Below are 21,025 nucleotides of genomic sequence, written 5' to 3' on the forward strand. Positions count from 1 at the left end.
TAAACAAACTACAATGAAATCTTTAAAAATTACGCTATTATTCTTTTTACTATCTGTTGCTGCTGTTGCACAATCTGGTATGGTTTTTCAAGGAATTGCAAGAGACAATAACAGTGCTGCAATTACAGACAAGTTAATGACATTTACGTTTAGAATCACTAAAAGTGATGGTACAGATTTGTACAAAGAAACACAACAAATTAGAACCGATAATTTTGGTGTGTACTCTCACATTATTGGAACAGGAAACGCAGTAACCAATACATTTGCAAGTGTAAATTTTGATGAGCCAAATCTAAAAGCTATCATCTCAGTAAATAATGATGGTGTAGATACTCAAATTTACGATCAACCTTTTTATTACACAGCCTATGCAAAGTATGCACAAAATGGAGTGCCAATAGGTACTGTTGTTGCTTTTATGGGTGATGAAAACAAAATACCAGATGGATGGATGATAGCAGATGGTAGAGACATAACAGGAGCACAATACGTAAATTTAAGAAATACTTTAGGTGGTGTAAATAATGTACCTAATTTAAGAGGTGAATATTTAAAAGGTGCAGGAACATCTATAGATCCTGCATTAATTACTTCGATAAATGTAAGACAGCGTCAAATACAAAATGTGGGTACTCACAACCATGGTGTAAATATTAACGGAGCAACAAATAATGATGGGGTTCATAGGCACCAAATTAAGCATTGGAGGAATCATACGCCAAGTGGCACTGATGCTACAGGTTGGGAAACCGAATTTGGAGGTCAGAGTGAAGGTAATACTGCTTTTTGGGACAACACAGATGTTTCTGCTCACGGAACAAATTTGGGTCACAAATGGGCTTCTCAAGCACATTCTGCACATCAACATGGTTTTACTGTAAATGGCACTACTGGTCAAAGACAAAACCAAGCTTGGGCAGACAACAGTAATATAGAAAACAGACCCGATAGCGTAGGTGTGTACTGGATCATAAGATTTAAATAATTAAATACCCAAGTTATGTATAAAAAACTACTAATTTTTCTAGTAGCTTTTTGGGTATTTGGTAACGCATTACATGCCCAAGAGCAAAGTGACCATAAAGGAGCAGTACTCAATGGAGGTGCTGTATTTAAAGACACAGACAAAAATCTGCAAATGCAATTTCAAATAGGAGGTTCTTTTTTGTATGATTTAAATAGCAATCAACATTTTAAAGTAGATTTCCCTTTTGGTGTTAATTACGTCCCTAATACCTTTAGCGAAAACACGTTCGAGGTTTCTAAAGGATATTATGAAGACAACATTAGAATCAGTTGGTCAGTAGGAGCAAATGAAGAGAATATACAGAAGTTTCAAATTTTTAGAAGACGTTTAGGTGGTCAAGATTCATTTCAGTTAATTGCAACTTTAGGTACAACCGTTTTCGAATACTTAGACACGCAAGTAGAAGGTGGTGTGTTGTATGAATATAAAGTTTCTGCTTTAGGAATTTCTAATATTGAGCAAAAGTTTGTAACCTTTATAGAAGGTATTGGGTATAGAAGCCCAACAGCGTTTGTATCTGGTTCTATTACTTTCGAGGGTGGTAGCCCTGTAAAAGACGTTACTGTATTTGCAGAACCAATTGGTGCAGAAGCAACTAGCGTGGGTACATCAATTCAATTTACAGATTTTACAGAACATATTCGTTTAAACAATAGATTTACCAATGTATCCGCTCAAAAACTATCTGTACAAGGTTGGTTTGCGCCATCAATAAATCAAGAAAATCAAAAACTATTTTACTTCACAGACTCAAATGGTATTGTGTACACATTGTATTTTTATTATGCTCCAGATGGTGCAGGAAAAAAAATAATGGCAAGATTTACAGAAGGTTCTGCTGTAGTGCATAGTTTTGAATTGCGAAACTCTTATCCAACAGGTAAAATAAATGCCAGAGGAGATGACGTGTTTGCAAATATTGCAGATATTACAGATACTACTTTTTTACATGTATCTTTAGTTTTAGAAAACAACTCAATACCTAGAGTTTATATCAATGGTAGAGCTATTAATCAAACTTATGTTAATGGTGTAAAAACAATAAACGAAGGCGTTTCTTTACCAGTTTTAGAAAATGTTGTTTCAAACAATTATGCAAACACACTTAACTTAAATTTTGTAGGTCTTGGTGCTGAATTTGTTGGTTATGTAGATGAATTTAGACTTTGGAGACGAGCATTAAATAATGCCGAAATAAGAAGAGATTATAAAAGGTATTTAGATGGTAGCGAATCTGGTTTGGCAATGTATAATCGTATGGACGAAGGTTATGGAAACTTTGCTTATGATTTGTCTAAAACAGGATTCAACTTTCACAAAAGAGACTTAGTAAAATCTATTTTTGATTCAGAAAATACAAAATTTTCTGATGTTGTACCTACCAAAGATCAGTTAGGTATTTTTGGTATTACAGACGAAGATGGTAGTTATGCCATTTCTGCAATTCCTTATGCAGGTTCTGGAGAACAGTTTAAAATTACACCAAGCTTTGGAGTTCATAAATTTAAACCTGCGAGTCAAACGTTGTTTTTAGGAAAAGAAGAATCTGTAGTAAATCAGGTAAATTTTGAAGATATATCATCATTCAAATTCAATGGTAAAATTGTTTATGACACCAGAGGTGTTTTTAACGATTTGGAAATTACAGATCCAAACTTGCAAAACATCACAGAAATAAGAGAAACAGGTTACAACAAATATTTAGTAAACGGAACCACTACCATAGATAAAGGTCAATATTATTATGATGGAGGTTCTGTAGATACAAATACAGGTAATTTAACAGGAGGAACTCTAAAGAGATATCCAGTTTTAGGAGTTGCAGATGCCAACATTTACATTGATGGTAATTTGGTCTTAGATGAAGATAATCAACCAGTGCTTACAGATGCTGAAGGTAAGTTTTCGATTAACGTACCTATTGGAAGACATAAAATAGAAGTAGAAAAACAAGGCCACGTATTTTCATTAAATGGACGCTTTCCACAAAAAACGAACAATGCAGCAACAAATTTATTCGACTTTTATGAAGATCAAATCCAAGAACGATGGTTTATAGACGAGACTAGAGTAACTGTTGTTGGTAGAGTTGTGGGTGGAAGAATAGAATCCGAAAAAGAAATAGGTTTTGGTTTTGATGGTATAAAAAAACATACGAATGAGGTTGCTGAAGGCGAACCAGAAAATATAGAAACCTATAGTTCTGTAAACAATATTGGTAAAGCAACAATTACGTTAAAGGGAGATAAAGATTCTAATGATTTAGATTATGTGTTTGAAACCAATGCAGAAACAGGAGAATATAAAATAAAATTAGTACCATACATTTACAATATAGTGAGTAACACAGGTATTAATATCTTAAGTAATTCTAGCATTAATAGTGAATTTTTAGATAGTGATGAGGTACTAGATTTTACGCAAATAGCTCAAGAATCTACATCAACCTTTACATCAGAAGATGGTACAGAATATGTTTCAGAACCATATCAATATGTCAAGAGTTTTAGATACAATTCTGAGGTTAGTTTAGAATTAATAGAACAACAATACGCAACATCAATTGATGTAGAAAAAATAGTAAATGGTCAAAAAGTAAAAGAATCATTTAAAACCGATCATTTAAATGAAGCTATTTATTTACAAGCAAGAGAATATGCTTTTGTAATGGAGGTGTCACAAGATTACTTAAATTATGATGCTGATGCAAATAACCCAATAAGAACGAAGGAATTTTATAACGAAGGTGAATTTAATATTACCAATAATTTAGAATTCGAGCCTTCTGTTGGAAAAATTAACAAGGGTAACAAAGAGCAATGGGTATATAAATTTACTGCAGGAGATCCAAATATTTCATCCGCAGATAACTTTGAATATTCTATAAATATAAAATATGATTTACCAAACAGCACTTCTGTTACGTTGACTTCTAGTGATGATGTGGTGTTTAAAAACAAAGGGATTGTACTAGGTTTTGGAGCTCCAGAAGGTTCTACTTTTGTCACTAGTGCACCACAAGTACCATCTATCATTTTAAGAGATCCTCCAGGAACAAGAAGTTTTGCATCAATTACAAAAGGGACAAGCATTACTTTTGAAAGAAGTAGTTCTAATTTTACAAATTCAAACTTGTCTGCAAGTCTTAATGTTAGTTTAGGACCTGATGTAGAAATATCAACAGGAATTGGAGTTGCAAAAACCACAAAAATAGACGTAACCGCAGATCAAGAATTAGGAGTATCTACTTCTATCTCTAGAGGTAGAGAAGGTGTAGAAACACAAACCTTTACTTTTGAGCAAACTATTTCTACAAGTGATGACACAGATTTTGTGGGAGCTGCTGGAGATTTATACATTGGTAATGCAACCAACATCAAGTATGGTATTATAAACTCATTACAACTTTTTCATAATGCACCAACAGATGCTGGTGTAGGTTCTAGAACATTGCAACTTAAAAACAAAAATGATGAAAATGTAGCTTTACACTTGTACTCTCAAAAAGCAAATATTATTGCAGAAGTACCAACAAATACATTTTTCACCTATTCTCAAAAGTTTATTCTAGAAGAATTAATTCCAGATTTAATAGAGAATGCAAAAGTTCAAGAAGCTAAAGAAGCTGTTGCAACAGAACAAGTAATTCCTTCTTCTAAATATTTGTACGCTCAAGCAGACTTGTGGAAAAGAGTAATTCAAGACAATGAAAGAAGTAAGTTTAATGCATTAAATAATAAAGCATCCGAAGAAGAAAGAATTAGAAATATCATAGCAAATTCTGGTGTTTCCAATAAAGATGCACTTTATAACTTGCTAAGACAAAACTTCTCTAAAAATGTTTCTTTAGATAGAGGTGTTCAAGAGATTGTAAACTCAGTATCAACAGTTACCTTAGATAGTAAAAGCTATACAAAAACGATAGATTTAGATGTAAATATAGCAAGAAGTATGGGAGTTGAAGTTGATGGTGTTGGAGCAACAGCATCATTCAATACAAATGAAGGAACTTCTAAAACAGAAACAAATAATTTAACATCAGAAAACACAACTACGTTTACTTATACATTAAAAGATAATGATGATAACAATAGAATTTCTGTAGATGTAGTGAATTTATTTGATGGTTATGGACCAATTTTCGCATCAAAAGGTGGTGTTACTTCTTGTCCTTACGAGCCAGAAGCAGTATCTTTTTTCTTTAATGATACAAATACAGATCCAAACGTTATTGGTACTGGAGGTAAAATATTATCAGAAGCATCAGTATCTTTATACAAACCTGTAATTAGTGTAACTTCAGAAAGATTAACAGGTATTCCAGAAAGCGATGATGCAGTATTTGTATTAAAATTAAGAAACGATTCGCCTGTTGGGCAAGATTTAGAACATTTCTTATTTATAGAAAATGGTTCTTTAGGTTTACTAACATCAAATGTAGATGCACAAGGAGTTTCAGTTTATCTACCTTACAATGAGGTTGTTGAATTTCCAGTAATCTTAAAAAAGAATCCTTCAATAGATACCTATACTTTTGAAAATATAGAAGTGTATTTAGGAGATCCTTGTGATGGAATTAGAGATATTTTGCAGACAAAAAATGCAGAGACAGACCTCAAAAAATATCCATACATCGCAAAGATTAATTTAAATGTAGAATTCAAAAAATCGTGTAGTAAAGTAACTGTTTCTGCACCAGAAGAAAATTGGGTGTTTAATAGAAATGAAGCATTTAGCTTAGATGCAAACGGAAAAGTAACGAACAATACATTACCAATTACATTTACAGATTTTAATACAGATTTTGCAGGATTTAGAAAAATTGAATTGCAATATAGAAATGCAAACGCATCAAACTGGACAAAGTTTAAAGCTTATTATGGTTCACAACAACTAAAAGATGATGCTGGAGATGAAAATGGTATTGTTATCGAATCACAAAACGAATTTACATTCAATTGGGATATTGTAGGTTCTAAAATTGCTGATGGTAATTATCAAATTAGAGCAGTTGCATTTTGTACAGAAAACATTACTTACGAATCAGAAATTATAAACGGTACCATTAATTTAACAGCACCTGTTTTGTTTGGAACTCCACAACCTTCAGATGGAATTTTAGACATTGGTGAAGTAATTTCTGTACGTTATAATGAAGCTGTAAATAAAGGAATTACGACTAATATTACTTTAAGAGGATTGCAAAATCAACAATCCATAGATCACAGTGTTTCTGTAGCTTTAGATGGAAGTAATAATCAAATAGAATTGCCTACTCAAAATTTACAATCCAAAAACTTTACCATTCAGTTTTGGTTAGATAGCAAAACAACAGGCACTGGTGTTTTATTACAACAAGAAGATGGTCCTAAAATTAGTTTGAATGGAGATAATGTAACTTTTGAGTTAGATGGTGCATCAGCCACAACAACAATTGGCGCAAATCAATATAATTTCTATTCGTTTATTTATAAAGCAGGAACAAACCCTCAACTAGAAATATTACAGAATGGTACTGTTTTAAAAACAGAAACATTAACCAGAGAATTGTCTTTCTCTAACAACAACTCAATATTTATTGGAGGAGCAAATGTTTTAGGTAATATTCATGATATTAGAATTTGGAGTAAAGCTACAACCCCAGGTTTGGCAACTGCAGAAAAAGATATCACCTTAACAGGAAATGAAGTAAATTTAGTTGGTTATTGGCCATTAAGTGAAGGACATGGAATTGTAGGTGTAGATAAAGTAAGAAGCAGAAATGCTAAAGTAAATTTATCGTGGACCATAAAACCAAAAGGGCAAGGTTATGAGTTTAGCAACAATAGTTTCTTAACCTTAGACAATGTTGGTTTTGTACAACCTACAAATTTTGAAGACATCACTCTATCTTTTTGGATAAAAGCAAGTGCTGGAGATAGTGGAACTATTTTATCAAATGGTTTAGGAACAGATACTGCTGAAGAGCCAATACTAACAAACGGATTTAGAAACAAGTGGTCATTAGATTTAAATAGCTCAGGAAATTTAATCTTATTTGCAGAAAATAAACAATATGCTATTACATCTACTTCAATTACAGATGATAATTGGCATCATGTAGCAATGAGACTAAAAAGAGGAGCCAATTTAACAGGTTTTGTAGATGGCAAGCAAGTAAGTTCTGTTTCTTCGCAAAATATTGGTGGTGTTGCTGGTTCTAAAATTCTTTTAGGAGCTAAATTGAATGAAACTTTATTAGGTACTATTACTTATGAAAATCATTTAACAGCAAAAATTGACGAATTAAGATTATGGAACACTTCCAGAAGTTTTGAGCAAATTAAAAGAGATCGCTATTTTGAGTTAGATAGAGAAACTGTTGGTCTTTTATTATATGTTAATTTTAACGAAGAAGAAGCAAATCTTACTGACAAAGGACCAAGATACAATGTGAGAAAACCAGATGGTGTTGTACAAAGTTTCTTATCAGAATTAAACAGCGCTCCAAGGAAATTTATTGAAGATTCTCCTGCAATTAAACCATCATTAAAGTATATAAACATACCATTTAGTACTGTAATTAATAATGATGAAATGATTATTTCTCCAGAATTAACAGTAGAAGAATGGAGTTTATTTGAAGGTCAAATTGTAGATGTTTCTGTTTCAGAAATGTACGATGTTCATTTCAACAAGCAGCTTTCACCAATTAGTTTTTCTGCCTTTGTAAACAGGCAAGAAATGGAATGGTTTACTGCAGAAAGTACCAAAGAAATAGTTACAGAAAAAATAGTAAACGAACCATTTTCTTTTACAATGGATATTGTTAACAAAGGTGGAAATAATCAAGATTTCAGCATAACAGGCATACCAAGTTATATAACTGCTTCTTCAATTTCTGGAACAGTAAAACCAAATGCTACTAAAAAAATCACTTTTGTAGTAGATAAAGAATTGGCAATGGGTACATACAACACAAACATGTATTTACAGCTAAATGACGGATATTCAGATAGATTAAACTTACAATTAAGAGTAATTCAGCAAGCTCCAGATTGGTCTGTTAAAGCAGCAGATTATTCATATAGCATGAATTTAATTAGTCAAGTAAAAATCAATGGTGAATTGTCTAGAGATAATTATACCAAAGTAGGTGCTTTTGTTGAAGGTAATAAAAGAGGTGAAGCATATCTAGTTTACGACAGTAATTACGATTCTTATTATGCTTATTTAACAGTATATAGCAACGTAACTTCTAACGAAACTGTAACTTTTAAAGTTTGGGATGCCTTAAATGGTAAAATTAGAATCGCTACTATAGATGGGCAACAATCCACACCATTTTTAGAAAATGAAGTTCGAGGAGCAAAATCATCACCAGTTATTTTTGATTCTGGAGATTTCTCAGAACAAAATATTTCTTTAAATAAAGGATGGACTTGGGTATCATTTTTTGTAGAAGATGCTCGCTTTAATAATATAGATAATGCTTTTAGTAACCTAACATTATCTGATGGAGATTTAATTAAACATGGAAGTCAGTTTACACGTTATGAAAACGGTTTCTGGTCTGGAAGTTTAACAAGCTTAGAAAATAAAAAAGCGTATAAAGTTAGACTAAATCAGCAAAACGATTTCCAATTAAAAGGAAATGAAGTTGATGTAAGAGCTGTTAATATTGCTATAGAAAGCGGCTGGAACTGGTTTGCATTTCCAATCCACAGAAATATTAGTGTTGCAGAAGCATTAGCTTTCTTTGAGCCAACAGATGGAGATGTTGTTAAAGACCAATTTAATTTTGCCATTTACGATGCAAACGCAAAAGAATGGACAGGTACTTTACGCTATTTCCAAGCAAATAGAGGATATATGTTAAGGGCTGCAAAAGCTCAAACATTCAATTATCCAAGTACTACTAACTTTGCAAAATCTCAAGGATATCAGAATCCAGACAATGAATTAATAGATGTTTTTGCAAAGTATCAAAGTACTATGGGAATTATAGCAGAAGTTCATGGAAGTGAAGCATATACGTATGTAAAAGTTTACGATATAGATAACAACTTGAGAGGTATTTCTAAAATTGAACAGGTAAACAACAAAAGACTTGCTTTTATTAACGTGTTTAGTAATGTTGATGAACAATTAAGCTATAGATTATCTGATGATTTCAATAACGAAATTAACTTAACAGAAAATGTAATATTTACAGAAGACGCAGTTTTAGGAACACTAAAAACGCCAATTCAACTAAATCAAAAAGCACTTTCTACAGACAGTTCTATTTTTAAGAGTGTAACACTTTATCCAAATCCATTTTCATCAGAAATAATTATCAATTCTGGAGATGGTACACGTATTTCTAAAATAATACTTTACAATACGTTAGGTAAAAAAGTGTTGGAGCAAACTGTTAATTCAAGTAATGCAAAATTGAATACAGATGCAATTGTTGCTGGTGTTTACATGATTAAGTTAATCAATGATAAAGGTAACTTTATAACCAAAAAGATGGTTAAAACAGAATAAATTAATGAGGTCTTTCATCATAATTAGTATCTTTTTTTTAGGAACTAGTATTTACTGCCAATCACCAGATTGGTCTGTAAATACTAGCTCTTATCAACATAGCATGACATTTACTATATTTTTAAATGTAAATGGAAAAACACTTACAAATAGTAATGACAAAGTAGGTGCATTTGTAAATGACCAACCAAGAGGAGAAGCAAATGTGGTTTATAATGCAAATGCAGAAAAATATGTAGCGTATTTATCTGTATTGTCAAATAGTTCTGGAGAAACCATAACATTTAAGATTTATGATAGTGAAGCAAATACCATTGTAAATACTTCTCAAACAGAAATATTTCAAATAAATGAGAATGTTGGAGGTGTTTTTCAATCGTATAGTGTAGCAGAACCTGCGTTGAAGAAAGACGCTGTAATTAGCAGTTTTTCATTCTTAAATATAGATACATCAAACACAACTATTAGTGATGATATTATTGATGTTAAAGTGCCAACAAGTACAGATCTTACCAATTTAACACCAGTTTTTGAAACTGTAAATAATGGAAAAGTGTTTTACCAAAAAGCACAGAAAATTTCAGGAAACGCAACTATCAATTTTTCGTCAGATGTAGTTTTAGAGGTCCTTTCTGAAGATGAAAGTGTTTTAAAATCATACATAGTTAAAGTGGTAAAACAAAATGCTACTTCAAATCCAGTAATTACGTTATCTGCAATAAGTTCAACAGTAAATACAATGCCTATTGAAATTACATTAACTGCCGAAAATGAAATTTCTGGTTTGCAAAAAGGTGATTTTGTATTAGAAAATTGTTTTATTTATCAAATTATAACTACAGATAATATCAATTTTAAACTCAATACAGTTGCTACAGCTCAAGGTAATTTTAGTATTCATTTACCAGAAAATATGGCTGTAGATGTAAATAATAATGGAAACTTAGCATCAAACAATTTAGTAGTTTCTTTTGATGATGAAGCACCAAAATTAATTGAAATTTCAAGACAAAATCCAACAGAAGAACTTAATAAGGCAAGTCAAATTGTTTTTAGAGTTACGTTTAGTGAAAAAGTAAAAGAGGTTTCTCAAGAAGATTTTACCACCATTGCAAATGCAACTGTTACTGTAAATCAAGAAACAGAAAGTGAGTATTTGGTAACGGTTTCTAATATCAACAACATTACAGGCGTTGTTTCTTTACAACTTTCAGAAACAAATAATATTACAGATTTATTTAATAATTCACTTGAATTCACAAAATATCAAACTTATGAAAAATAGTTTTTTAGTTTTGTTTTTATCTATGTCTTCGCTATTGCTAGCGCAAACTCCAGATTGGAGTGCAAAAGCAAGTGATTATCAATATAGTATGAATATTATCGCTTTTTTAAATGTGAACGGTAATCTTTTAACGAATGCAAATGATAAAGTAGGTGCATTTTCTGGGAATCAAGCAAGAGGAGAAGCTAACGTGGTTTACAATGCAAGTGCAAATAAATATGTTGCTTATTTAACTGTTTTATCTAACAATCCAGGAGAAACAATCAGTTTTAAAGTATTTGATAGTACAGAAAACAAGATTATAGATATTGTTAAAACAGAAATTTTCGAAATAGATAAAGTAATTGGAGGTGTGTTTCAATCTTACAGTATTGCAAGCCCACAATTAAAAAATACTACCACTTTAGAGAGTTTCATTTTTAAAGAGGTAACAGCTTCCAGCATTAATATCAATGAAAATACAATAGATATTGTATTACCACAAGGCAGTCAAACCACAAGTCTTACACCTATTTTCCAAACAAAAGACAATGCAAAGGTGTTTTATAACAATGTAAAATTATCATCAGATACTCAGCAAATAGATTTTACGAATAGTGTAGAAATTAAAATTTTATCAGAAGATGAATCTGAGCTAAAATTAATCACAATTACCACTTCTGTTTCTCAAATTAGTAACCCTAATATTGTGAGTTTGAGTACAGATTTATCAACATTAAATAGTAACAACTTCATAATCACTGCAGGTTTTTCAAATGAAGTAAATGACTTAAAAAATGTCGATTTTTCAATTGTAAATGGTACTGTAAAAGAAATAACGAAAGTAAATAATAAAGAATATCAAGTAGATATTATTGCTTTTGCTAATGGGGAAGTTCAAATAGAAATTCCATCCAATACAGTTATAGATGTAAATAACGAAGGTAATTTGGCTTCGAATAAATTAGTAGTCAATTACGATAAAAACATGCCATATCTTAAGGAGATAAGAAGTGATAATAATGGTTTCACTGTTGTTTTTTCTGAGGCTGTAAACAATGTTAGTTTAGAAAATTTTGAGTTAAATGGAATTGCAAAAGATGGGTTTGAGCTAACAAGTTTAGCTCAAGTTAACGCTACAACATATCAAATAAACACAACCAATTTAAACACCAAAAAAGGAAATATAAATCTTAACATAAAAGCAAATAATACTATTGTTGATGATGCAAATAATGGCTTGTTAGTACAAAATTTCAATACTTTTTATATTGATAATGAAGCACCAGTTGTAGCAGTTCAAAATTTTGAATTAGATTTAAACGGACAAGCATCTGCGTCAATTACAATTGATGATATAGAAGTATCTGCTTCAGATAATATTGGAATTAAGACCAAAGAATTGTCTCAAACAACATTTACAAACGCAGAAATTGGAGAAAATACAATTAATTATAGTGTTACAGATTTAGTCGATAATGTAACTACAAAGCAGGTAACTATAACTGTTGTAGATAAAAGTTTGTCCGTAGATAATTTTAGTCTAGAAGAAGATTTACAATTGTTCCCAAACCCTACAATTCAAGATTGGCTTACTATTTCTACGAAAAAAAATATGCTAGAAAAAATTATTATTTTCGATACTAATGGTAGAGTTGTGTTACAAAAAGAAGTTAATACGAATAGCTTAAAGTTAGATTTGCAATATTTTTCTTCTGGTTTTTATTTTGTGAAGGTACAAACGCCAAAACAACAAATTGTAAAAAGAATTCTAAAAAATTAGATTAAACTGTCTCTTCTTTCTTATGTAAAAACCTCGTTAATTTCATCGATAAATCTAACAAGATAATTTTAGCATTTCCATTTCTTTCAATGTGATACATAGCATCATTCAGTTCTTTCTCTATCTCCAAAATGTTTCCTGCATGCACAAATGGTGCAAATTTAGACAAATCGAAACCTGTTTTAGGTTCTAAAAACACTAAGTTTTCAGATTTATAATTTAGTAATAAAGCCTGTCTAAAAAACTGCAAACAATACTCTAAAAAACGTTTTTGAGTTTCTCTTCCCGTTTTTGCAATTGTGTCTGACCAAGAAATTAATTGTTGCACCACAGAAGCATTTCCTTTGGCTCTAAACGCACTTCTTATCCAAGCAATAAACCATTCTTCAAAAACCAAGTCAGAAGAATCATTGTGTAATAAATGAATAGCTTTGTTGTAGTTCCCTTCAGCTTGATGCGCAATGGTAGCAGCTTCACTTTCCGAACAATTTTCTCTTTCAACCAAAGCTTTTGCAATGTCTTGTTCTGTCAAAACAGGAAAATGTAACGCTTGACAACGTGATTTGATGGTGTTTATAATCTGCTCTTCATTTTCGGTAATTAAAATGAAAACCGTTTTATTTGGTGGTTCTTCAATGAGTTTCAATAATTTATTAGCGGCAGCAATATTCATTTTTTCTGCCATCCAAATAATCATCACTTTAAAACCTCCTTCGTAACTTTTTAATTGTAGTTTTTTTACAACATCTTCAGCTTCATCAACTCCAATGTTACCTTGCTTATTTTCTACACCAATATATTGCAGCCAGTTAAATAAACCAGCATAAGGCTGTTCTGAAATAAAATTTCGCCAATCTTCTAAAAATAAATTACTAACAGGGTGCTTTTTTACAGAATCATTTGTGGTAACAGGAAATGCAAAATGCAAATCTGGGTGTTGTAAATTATCGCACTTTAAGTTACAGGCTTCAACATCATTAGAAAAATTGCATAATAAAAATTGTGCATAGGCAATTGCCATAGGCAAAGTGCCACTTCCTTCTTTTCCTACAAACAATTGTGCATGCGGAATTCTGCCATTTTTCGCAGAAACCTGCAAATGGTTTTTAATATGTTCTTGACCTATAATTTGGTTGAAAAGCATGTACAAATATAAAGGTTTCTAAAACTTTTATTCAGAATTTTGTATTTTTAATAACTAAAAACTAAAAAAAATATTATGAAAAGATTTCTACAAGTTTTAAACGGAGTTGCATTTATTTCTGTAGTATTTATCAATTATTTGTCTAACACTGGTTTAATGAATAACACTACAATTGGTGAAATTTCAAGCGATTATAAATCTCTTTTTACACCAGCAGGTTATGCATTTTCAATTTGGGGTCTTATTTACTTGTTGCTTTTTGGTTTTATATTTTATCAAGGAAGAAGCCTTTTTGTAAAAGTAAGAAATGACAATTTTATTGAAGAAATTGGCCCTTGGTTTACTATATCATGTTTGGCAAATAGTGCTTGGGTTTTTTGCTGGATTTACGAATACACAGGCTTGTCTTGTATTTGTATATTTATACTACTTTTTTCATTATTAAAAATTGTGATAAATACCAAAATGGAACTTTGGGATGCACCATTTTCTGTAATTTTATTGCTTTGGTGGCCATTTGTAATTTATAGTGGTTGGGTTACAGTTGCAAGTATTGCAAACGTATCTGCTTATTTGGTAAAAATTGGTTGGAATGGATTTGGAATTTCTCCATTAATTTGGACAGTTATCATGATATCCATTGCAACAATTATTAATTTAATAGTTACTTGGAAGCGAAACATGAGAGAATTCGCTTTGGTTGGTGCTTGGGCATTAATTGCAATTGGAATTGCAAACACGAACAATACTTTAATAATAATCAGTTACATAGCAGCAGCAATTTTAATAATTAGCAGTACAGCACATGCTTATAAAAACCGAAAATACAACCCTATTAAAAAATTAAGAGAATTTGTAAAGTAGTTTTTTTAGAAAACAGGAACGCAAACGTTGTATTAACTTTTTAAGTTTCAACTTTCTAAAAACTAAAGAAAAAGGTATTTTTGTTAAAAATAGAAAATACCAAAAATGAAAACACTAAAAGATTTTAATTTCGAAAATAAAAAAGCGATTATTCGTGTAGATTTTAATGTGCCTTTAAACGATAAATTTGAAGTAACAGATACTACCAGAATTCAAGCAGCTAAATCAACAATAATCGATATTTTAGAACAAGGAGGAAGTTGTGTTTTAATGTCTCATTTAGGTCGTCCAAAAGGTTTTCAAGACGAATTTTCTTTAAAGCATATTGTAAAATCTGTAACAGATATTATTGGTTGCAAAGTGAAATTTGTAGAAGATTGTGTTGGAAGCAAAGTTGAAGATGCTGTAGCTAATTTAGAGTCAGGTGAAATTTTATTATTAGAAAATCTTCGTTTTTATGCAGAAGAAACAAAAGGTGATGTAGCATTTGCAGAAAAATTATCTAAATTCGGAGATATTTATGTAAATGATGCCTTTGGAACAGCTCACAGAGCTCATGCATCTACAACAATCATCGCACAATTTTTCGAAGAAAATAAATGTTTCGGAAATTTATTAGCAAGAGAAATAGAAAGTATAGATAAGGTTTTAAACAATTCAGAAAAACCAGTATTGGCAATTTTAGGAGGTGCAAAAGTATCATCTAAAATTACAGTAATCGAAAATATTTTAGACAAAGTAGACCATTTAATTATTGGAGGTGGAATGAGCTTTACGTTTATAAAAGCAAAAGGTGGTAAAATAGGAAATTCTATTTGTGAAGATGACAAACAAGACTTGGCATTAGATATTTTAAAGCAGGCAAAAGAAAAAGGAGTAGAAGTTCATATTCCTGTGGATGTTGTTGCTGCTGACGATTTTTCGAACGATGCAAATACACAAGTTTGTGATATAGATAGTATTCCTGATGGTTGGGAAGGTGTAGATGCTGGACCAAAATCAAGAGAAATTTTTGATGAGGTTGTAAACAAGTGTAAAACCATTTTATGGAACGGACCTTTGGGTGTTTTTGAAATGGAATCTTTTGCTGCAGGAACCATTGCATTAGGTCATTCTATAGACAAAGCAACAAAAAACGGTGCATTTTCTTTAGTTGGAGGTGGAGATTCTGTTGCAGCTGTTAAACAATTTGGTTTTGCAGATAAAGTAAGCTATGTTTCAACTGGTGGAGGTGCTATGTTAGAGATGTTAGAAGGAAAAAGTTTACCAGGAATTGAGGCAATTTTAAAATAAGATTCTCAAAATTTATTTGATTTGTTGTTCTTGTTCAGTCGAGAACTCAATTATAACATATTCTTATAAGCGTATAATTTTTAAAATTATACGCTTATTGTTTTTCATACACATAAGTTTTAATTTAGCAATCAGTTTAAAAACAGTTACACGATTAAACAAATAAACCATTACGCGACAAAATGAAATACACAAAACTACCAAATACCGATATAAAAGTTAGTAAAATATGTTTAGGAACCATGACTTGGGGAAACCAAAACACCCAAGAAGATGGTTTTGAACAAATGGATTATGCTTTAGAACAAGGGGTTAATTTCTTTGATACTGCTGAGTTATATTCAGTTCCTGCATCTCCAGAAACCTATGGTGCAACAGAAAAAATTATCGGGAATTGGTTTAAAAAATCAGGAAATAGAGATAAAGTAGTTTTGGCAAGTAAAATTGCTGGTGGTGGAGATTATACAAAGCACATTAGAGAAGGTGGTTTGAATAAGAAAAACATCAAAGAAGCAATTGAAGGTAGTTTAAAACGTTTACAGACAGATTATATTGATTTGTATCAATTACATTGGCCAAATAGAGGTGTAAACGTTTTCGGAACAAGAGATTTTCCAACAGATGCTGCAAAAGATGCAACTGAAAATTATTTAGAAATTATTCAAACTTTAAATGATTTAATTCAAGAAGGAAAAATAAGACAATATGGTTTGTCTAACGAAACTCCTTGGGGAACAATGAAATATTTGCAAACTGCAGCAGTAAATAATTTAGCAAGACCAGTAACCATTCAAAACTCATATTCTATGATTCATAGAGGTTATGAAGTTGGTATGAGCGAAGTTTCTCTGAGAGAAGATATTGGTTTGTTAGCATACTCTCCTTTGGCACAAGGAGTTTTGTCTGGAAAATATTTAGATGGAAATAAACCAGAAGGCGCAAGAGGAACGTTATTTCCGCGTTTTGTAGCACGTTATATGGGTGATGGGTCTTTGGAAGCTGTAAAAAGATACGAAGCAATTGCTAAAAAAGCAGGAATTACATTATCGGAAATGTCTTTGGCGTTCATCAACCAATTGCCTTTTGTAACTAGTAATATTATTGGAGCTACAAAAATGAATCAATTAAAAGAAAATATCAATTCTATAAATATCGATTTATCCGAAGAAACTTTAAAAGAAATTGAAGAAGTTCATAAAGATATTCCGAATCCAGCACCTTAATTTAGTAGCAGTTATACAGTATTCAGTTGGCAGTCATAAAAAATCCGATGAAAATTTAAATTTTCATCGGATTTTTTTTATATTCTAATTCTTTTGTTTCCAGAAATTGTTTATTTCTGTTCAGCATCAATCAACTTCAAAGAACTTGCAACAAATCTTCCATCAACAACTTTTCCAGTAATTTCTCCTTTACGAATTACATTACAAAAACCAATTTTTTCGTCGTGAGCATCTCCAAAATCATCAATTCCAAAACCATCAACAAAATACGCTTTATCTTCTAAACGAACTGCTAAACTACAGCCATCTTCAGAATCTAAATCGAATTTACATTGTCCACATGAAATTTCTGCAACTTGTGTTACTTCTTTCTTATTCCCACACGAAAAAATAAATAGTAATACCGATAACAATAATATATTCTTCATAAAAATTATTTTAAATTGTGTCTTTTTTTAATTTCTTCTTTTATTTTTTTCATAAATTTTATTTGATAAGGCAATGTGCTTAAACAGAAAATGCCAACAAATAAAATTGAAAAGAAAACAACATTATCATCTTTTTTTAATAATCCATAAATAGCATAACTAATTAAAGCTATTAAAAATAATATGAGCCCTTTTAAAACTACTTTGGTCGATTTGTACTCTTTTTTAAGTTCAGCTGTAGTTTTTCTTTTCAAATACTCTGGAGTCATTTTAACTTTATTATTTCCCTCCCCAAGAATCTCTTAAACCAACAGTTTTATTAAAAACTAATTTATCTGCTGTAGCATCATCATCCACATTAAAATAGCCCAAACGTTGAAACTGAAAACGCTCACCAATTTTTGCAGTTTGCAAACTCGGTTCTACAAAAGCATTGATTATTTCTAATGAATTCGGATTTATAAACTCCATATAATCTTTGTCTTTGTGCGAATCTGGTGCTTCGTCTAAAAACAATCTGTCATAGGCTCTTACTTCAGCATTAATAGCATGTTTTACAGAAACCCAGTGCAGTGTTCCTTTTACTTTACGCATGCTTTCTGGAGTGCCACTTCCCGATTTTGTTAATGGGTCATAGGTACATTGTATTTCAGTAATATTTCCATCAGCATCTTTTGTACAACTATTGGCAGTAATAAAATAGGCATTTTTTAAACGTACTTCTTTTCCTAATTTCAAACGGAAAAATTTCTTATTTGCTTCTTCTCTAAAATCTTCACGCTCAATGTAAATTTCTCTCGAAAAAGGTACTTCTCTAAAACCAGCAGATTCATCTTCTTGATTATTTTCTGCGGAAAGCATTTCCTCTTTTCCTTCAGGATAATTGGTAATTACCACTTTCACAGGATCTAAAACTGCCATAACTCTGTTGGCTGTTTTGTTTAAGTCTTCACGAATTTTAAATTCTAGAAGTGCAACATCAATCACGTTTTCACGTTTAGAAACTCCAACTGTTTCTACAAAACTTCTAATAGATGCAGGAGTGTAACCACGTCTTCTTAAACCAGAAATTGTTGGCATTCTTGGGTCGTCCCAACCAGCAACAATTCCTTTCTCAACCAGAGTTAACAATTTACGTTTACTCATAATGGTGTAACTCAAATTCAAACGAGAAAACTCACGTTGTTTTGGCGGATTTGGATAAGTGTTTTTACTATATTTATAAACATTATCGCGAAACCAATTGTACAACTCTCTATGAGGTTTGAACTCTAAAGAGCATAAAGAGTGTGATATTTGTTCTATGTAATCACTCTCTCCATGTGTCCAGTCGTACATTGGATAAATACACCAATCTGTACCAGTTCTATGGTGTGCTTTGTACATAATTCTATACATTAATGGGTCTCGCATTAACATATTATCACTTGCCATATCTATTTTTGCGCGCAAAGTATGTTCTCCTTCTTTAAATTTTCCATCTTTCATTCCTTGAAATAAATCCAAGTTTTCTTCCACAGAACGATTGCGAAAAGGACTATTTGTACCCACTTGAGTTGGTGTTCCTTTCTGCTCACGCATTTCTTCAGATGTTTGCGAATCTACATACGCTTTTTCATCTTTAATCAATAAAACTGCCCAATCATACAATTGCTGAAAATAATCAGATGAATACCTTTCTTCTGCCCATTTGTAACCTAACCAAGAAATATCTTCTTTAATTGCATCTACATATTCCTGCTCTTCTTTTGCTGGGTTTGTATCATCAAAACGCAAATTTACAGGTGCATTGTATTTTTGCCCTAAACCAAAACTAATACCAATTGCTTTTGTATGACCAATATGTAAATATCCATTTGGTTCTGGCGGAAAACGGAAACGTAAATTCTCTTTTGGCATTCCATTTGCCAAATCCTCTTCAATAATTTGCTCTAAAAAATTGAGCGATTTTTTCTCTTCAGACATCGTTTTATTTGAAAAAATTAAGATACAAAATTACATAAAATATTATACAGCAATTTACTATCTTGTAACAAAAATGTATTTTCAGCAACTAATAAATAAACACTATAAATTATGAGCGATCAAATTAGAAATTATACCTGCCCAAAATGCAACTCAAAAACCTATAAATTGGGTCAAATGCGTGCAACAGGAGGTACTTTGTCAAAAATTTTTGATATTCAAAATCAGAAATTCACTAGCGTAACCTGCGAACGTTGTACATATACAGAGTTTTACAAAACCAAAACAAGTGCAATAAGTAACGTTTTCGACTTTTTCACCAATTAATTTTTGGGCGTTCCCTTTCAGGTCGCGCTTTCCATTGTATCTTTTTATTTCAAAAAAGAAATAAAAAGGATGCCATTTCAATCGCTAACGCAGGCATTTTTACCAGTTAAAGTTTTCTAAAAGGAAGTTTTACTACTTATTTATTGTTGTATTTTTGTAACGTATGAAAGATGATGCAAAAAAACCAGATTTAGTCGTTTTTAATGAGGAAACGCAAAAATATGATGCTTCTATAAAACCTTATGGAACTTCGTCAAGTTCGCCAGTAATTAAACCGCTAAATACGGCAAGTTGGAAAAACGATGGAATTCAGAGAGTGAACAAGCAATTAAAATCGAAATTTGACGAGGTTAAAAAAGAGTATGAATCTTTAATGGAAAAGTTTCAGTATAACGATTTAATTTACAACGCAAAATTTAGTTTCGAACCAATTTTTGGAGAAAACTATCATTTATACAATAACAAGAACGGTGAGCCATTTTTGTCTATAATTGAACCTTCACAATGTAGTTTTGAGTATTTAGGATCATTCAGATTAAATACAGATAAAATGTGGGAGAAAATAGAATCGTAAAATTAGGCATAAAAAATGTCACTTTGAGCGCAGTCGAAAGGTTTTAGAATTTAAAATAAGTAATCAGTTCTCAACAACACTCGAACTGACAAATTAATAATTATGGGAATCATAAAAGTAAACAACATAAAATTATTTGCAAATCACGGTTGTTTGAGTGAAGAAGAAAAAATTGGTAGCGAATATAGAGTAGATGTTGAGGTAAAAGCAAGTTTAAAAAAATCTGCAAAAACAGATAATTTAGCAGATACTGTAGATTATGTTCATCTAAACCAAATTGTAAAAGAAGAAATGGCCATTCGTTCTGAGTTATTAGAACATGTTGCACAACGAATTTTAGATCGTTTTTTCCGAGAAATTAGAATGATTCGAAGGGCAACAGTTTCAGTCTCCAAAATAAACCCACCAATTGGCGGAAATGTAGAAGAAGTTGTTATAATTCTCACAAAAAAGCGATAACATAAAAAAATACTTGTAATACTTGTAAATTTGCGTAAATTTGCAATCCAATTATAAAAGGTGTCTTGGCCGAGTGGCTAGGCAATGGTTTGCAAAACCATGTACAGCGGTTCGAATCCGCTAGACACCTCAAAAACCGTAATCTTTAGATTGCGGTTTT

At 31.4% G+C, this 21,025-nt stretch carries 14 protein-coding genes and 1 tRNA gene; 11 read left to right on the forward strand and 4 right to left on the reverse strand.

What is annotated here, in order from left to right; genetic code table 11:
- Nucleotides 1-13: 13 nt before the first annotated feature.
- Genes FDT66_RS07165 through FDT66_RS07180 form a run of 4 tightly spaced genes read left to right on the forward strand, consistent with a single transcriptional unit; the run spans nucleotide 14 to nucleotide 12,588 of the window.
- On the forward strand, nucleotides 14-988 hold the full coding sequence (locus FDT66_RS07165) for a phage tail protein (protein WP_138535486.1): 975 nt from the start codon (nucleotides 14-16) through the stop codon (nucleotides 986-988).
- 15 nt (nucleotides 989-1,003) lie between these two features.
- Entirely contained in the window at nucleotides 1,004-9,541 is an 8,538-nt protein-coding gene (locus FDT66_RS07170) for a LamG-like jellyroll fold domain-containing protein (protein ID WP_138535487.1), read from the forward strand.
- A 4-nt stretch (nucleotides 9,542-9,545) separates the two neighbouring features.
- Nucleotides 9,546-10,826, forward strand: a complete 1,281-nt coding sequence (locus FDT66_RS07175) for a hypothetical protein (protein WP_138535488.1) — start codon at nucleotides 9,546-9,548, stop codon at nucleotides 10,824-10,826.
- Entirely contained in the window at nucleotides 10,816-12,588 is a 1,773-nt protein-coding gene (locus tag FDT66_RS07180) for a T9SS type A sorting domain-containing protein (protein WP_138535489.1), read from the forward strand. The genes FDT66_RS07175 and FDT66_RS07180 overlap by 11 nt, the downstream gene beginning before the upstream one ends.
- A 1-nt stretch (nucleotide 12,589) precedes the next feature.
- Here FDT66_RS07180 and FDT66_RS07185 read toward each other — a convergent pair whose 3' ends face one another.
- Entirely contained in the window at nucleotides 12,590-13,732 is a 1,143-nt protein-coding gene (locus tag FDT66_RS07185; RefSeq protein WP_138535490.1) for a DNA polymerase III subunit, read from the reverse strand.
- Between the two features lie 75 nt (nucleotides 13,733-13,807).
- On the opposite strand from FDT66_RS07185, the gene FDT66_RS07190 reads away from it, so the two are divergent.
- The 3 genes from FDT66_RS07190 to FDT66_RS07200 all read left to right on the forward strand — a co-directional run bounded on the left by FDT66_RS07190 (nucleotide 13,808) and on the right by FDT66_RS07200 (nucleotide 17,112).
- On the forward strand, nucleotides 13,808-14,596 hold the full coding sequence (locus FDT66_RS07190; RefSeq protein ID WP_138535491.1) for a tryptophan-rich sensory protein: 789 nt from the start codon (nucleotides 13,808-13,810) through the stop codon (nucleotides 14,594-14,596).
- Between the two features lie 105 nt (nucleotides 14,597-14,701).
- Nucleotides 14,702-15,889, forward strand: coding sequence for a phosphoglycerate kinase (locus FDT66_RS07195; RefSeq protein ID WP_138535492.1), 1,188 nt, complete (start codon nucleotides 14,702-14,704; stop codon nucleotides 15,887-15,889).
- Nucleotides 15,890-16,071: 182 nt separating this feature from the next.
- Nucleotides 16,072-17,112, forward strand: coding sequence for an aldo/keto reductase (locus FDT66_RS07200; protein ID WP_138535493.1), 1,041 nt, complete (start codon nucleotides 16,072-16,074; stop codon nucleotides 17,110-17,112).
- Between the two features lie 110 nt (nucleotides 17,113-17,222).
- Here the strand turns inward: FDT66_RS07200 and FDT66_RS07205 are convergent, their stop codons facing one another.
- From FDT66_RS07205 to FDT66_RS07215, 3 genes are read right to left on the reverse strand one after another with little or no spacing between them, the layout of a single operon-like run.
- On the reverse strand, nucleotides 17,223-17,540 hold the full coding sequence (locus FDT66_RS07205; RefSeq protein WP_138535494.1) for a DUF6370 family protein: 318 nt from the start codon (nucleotides 17,538-17,540) through the stop codon (nucleotides 17,223-17,225).
- Between the two features lie 5 nt (nucleotides 17,541-17,545).
- Nucleotides 17,546-17,809, reverse strand: a complete 264-nt coding sequence (locus FDT66_RS07210; protein ID WP_222927911.1) for a hypothetical protein — start codon at nucleotides 17,807-17,809, stop codon at nucleotides 17,546-17,548.
- A 10-nt stretch (nucleotides 17,810-17,819) separates the two neighbouring features.
- Nucleotides 17,820-19,505 carry a glutamine--tRNA ligase/YqeY domain fusion protein gene (locus tag FDT66_RS07215; RefSeq protein ID WP_138535496.1) on the reverse strand — a complete coding sequence of 562 codons (1,686 nt, stop codon included), beginning with the start codon at nucleotides 19,503-19,505 and terminating at the stop codon, nucleotides 17,820-17,822.
- A gap of 111 nt (nucleotides 19,506-19,616) precedes the next feature.
- Here FDT66_RS07215 and FDT66_RS07220 point away from each other — a divergent pair, with 111 nt between their 5' ends.
- From FDT66_RS07220 to FDT66_RS07235, 4 genes are all read left to right on the forward strand, one after another.
- Nucleotides 19,617-19,832 carry a zinc ribbon domain-containing protein gene (locus FDT66_RS07220; protein ID WP_138535497.1) on the forward strand — a complete coding sequence of 72 codons (216 nt, stop codon included), beginning with the start codon at nucleotides 19,617-19,619 and terminating at the stop codon, nucleotides 19,830-19,832.
- A gap of 163 nt (nucleotides 19,833-19,995) precedes the next feature.
- Complete coding sequence (locus FDT66_RS07225; protein ID WP_138535498.1) at nucleotides 19,996-20,406, forward strand: DUF2452 domain-containing protein; 411 nt, start codon at nucleotides 19,996-19,998, stop codon at nucleotides 20,404-20,406.
- A 102-nt stretch (nucleotides 20,407-20,508) separates the two neighbouring features.
- Nucleotides 20,509-20,865, forward strand: a complete 357-nt coding sequence (folB, locus tag FDT66_RS07230; RefSeq protein ID WP_138535499.1) for a dihydroneopterin aldolase — start codon at nucleotides 20,509-20,511, stop codon at nucleotides 20,863-20,865.
- Between the two features lie 59 nt (nucleotides 20,866-20,924).
- A tRNA-Cys gene (locus FDT66_RS07235) sits at nucleotides 20,925-20,995 on the forward strand.
- Nucleotides 20,996-21,025: the final 30 nt, after the last annotated feature.

Source organism: Polaribacter aestuariivivens, assembly GCF_005885675.1.
Taxonomy (GTDB): Bacteria; Bacteroidota; Bacteroidia; order Flavobacteriales; family Flavobacteriaceae; genus Polaribacter; species Polaribacter aestuariivivens.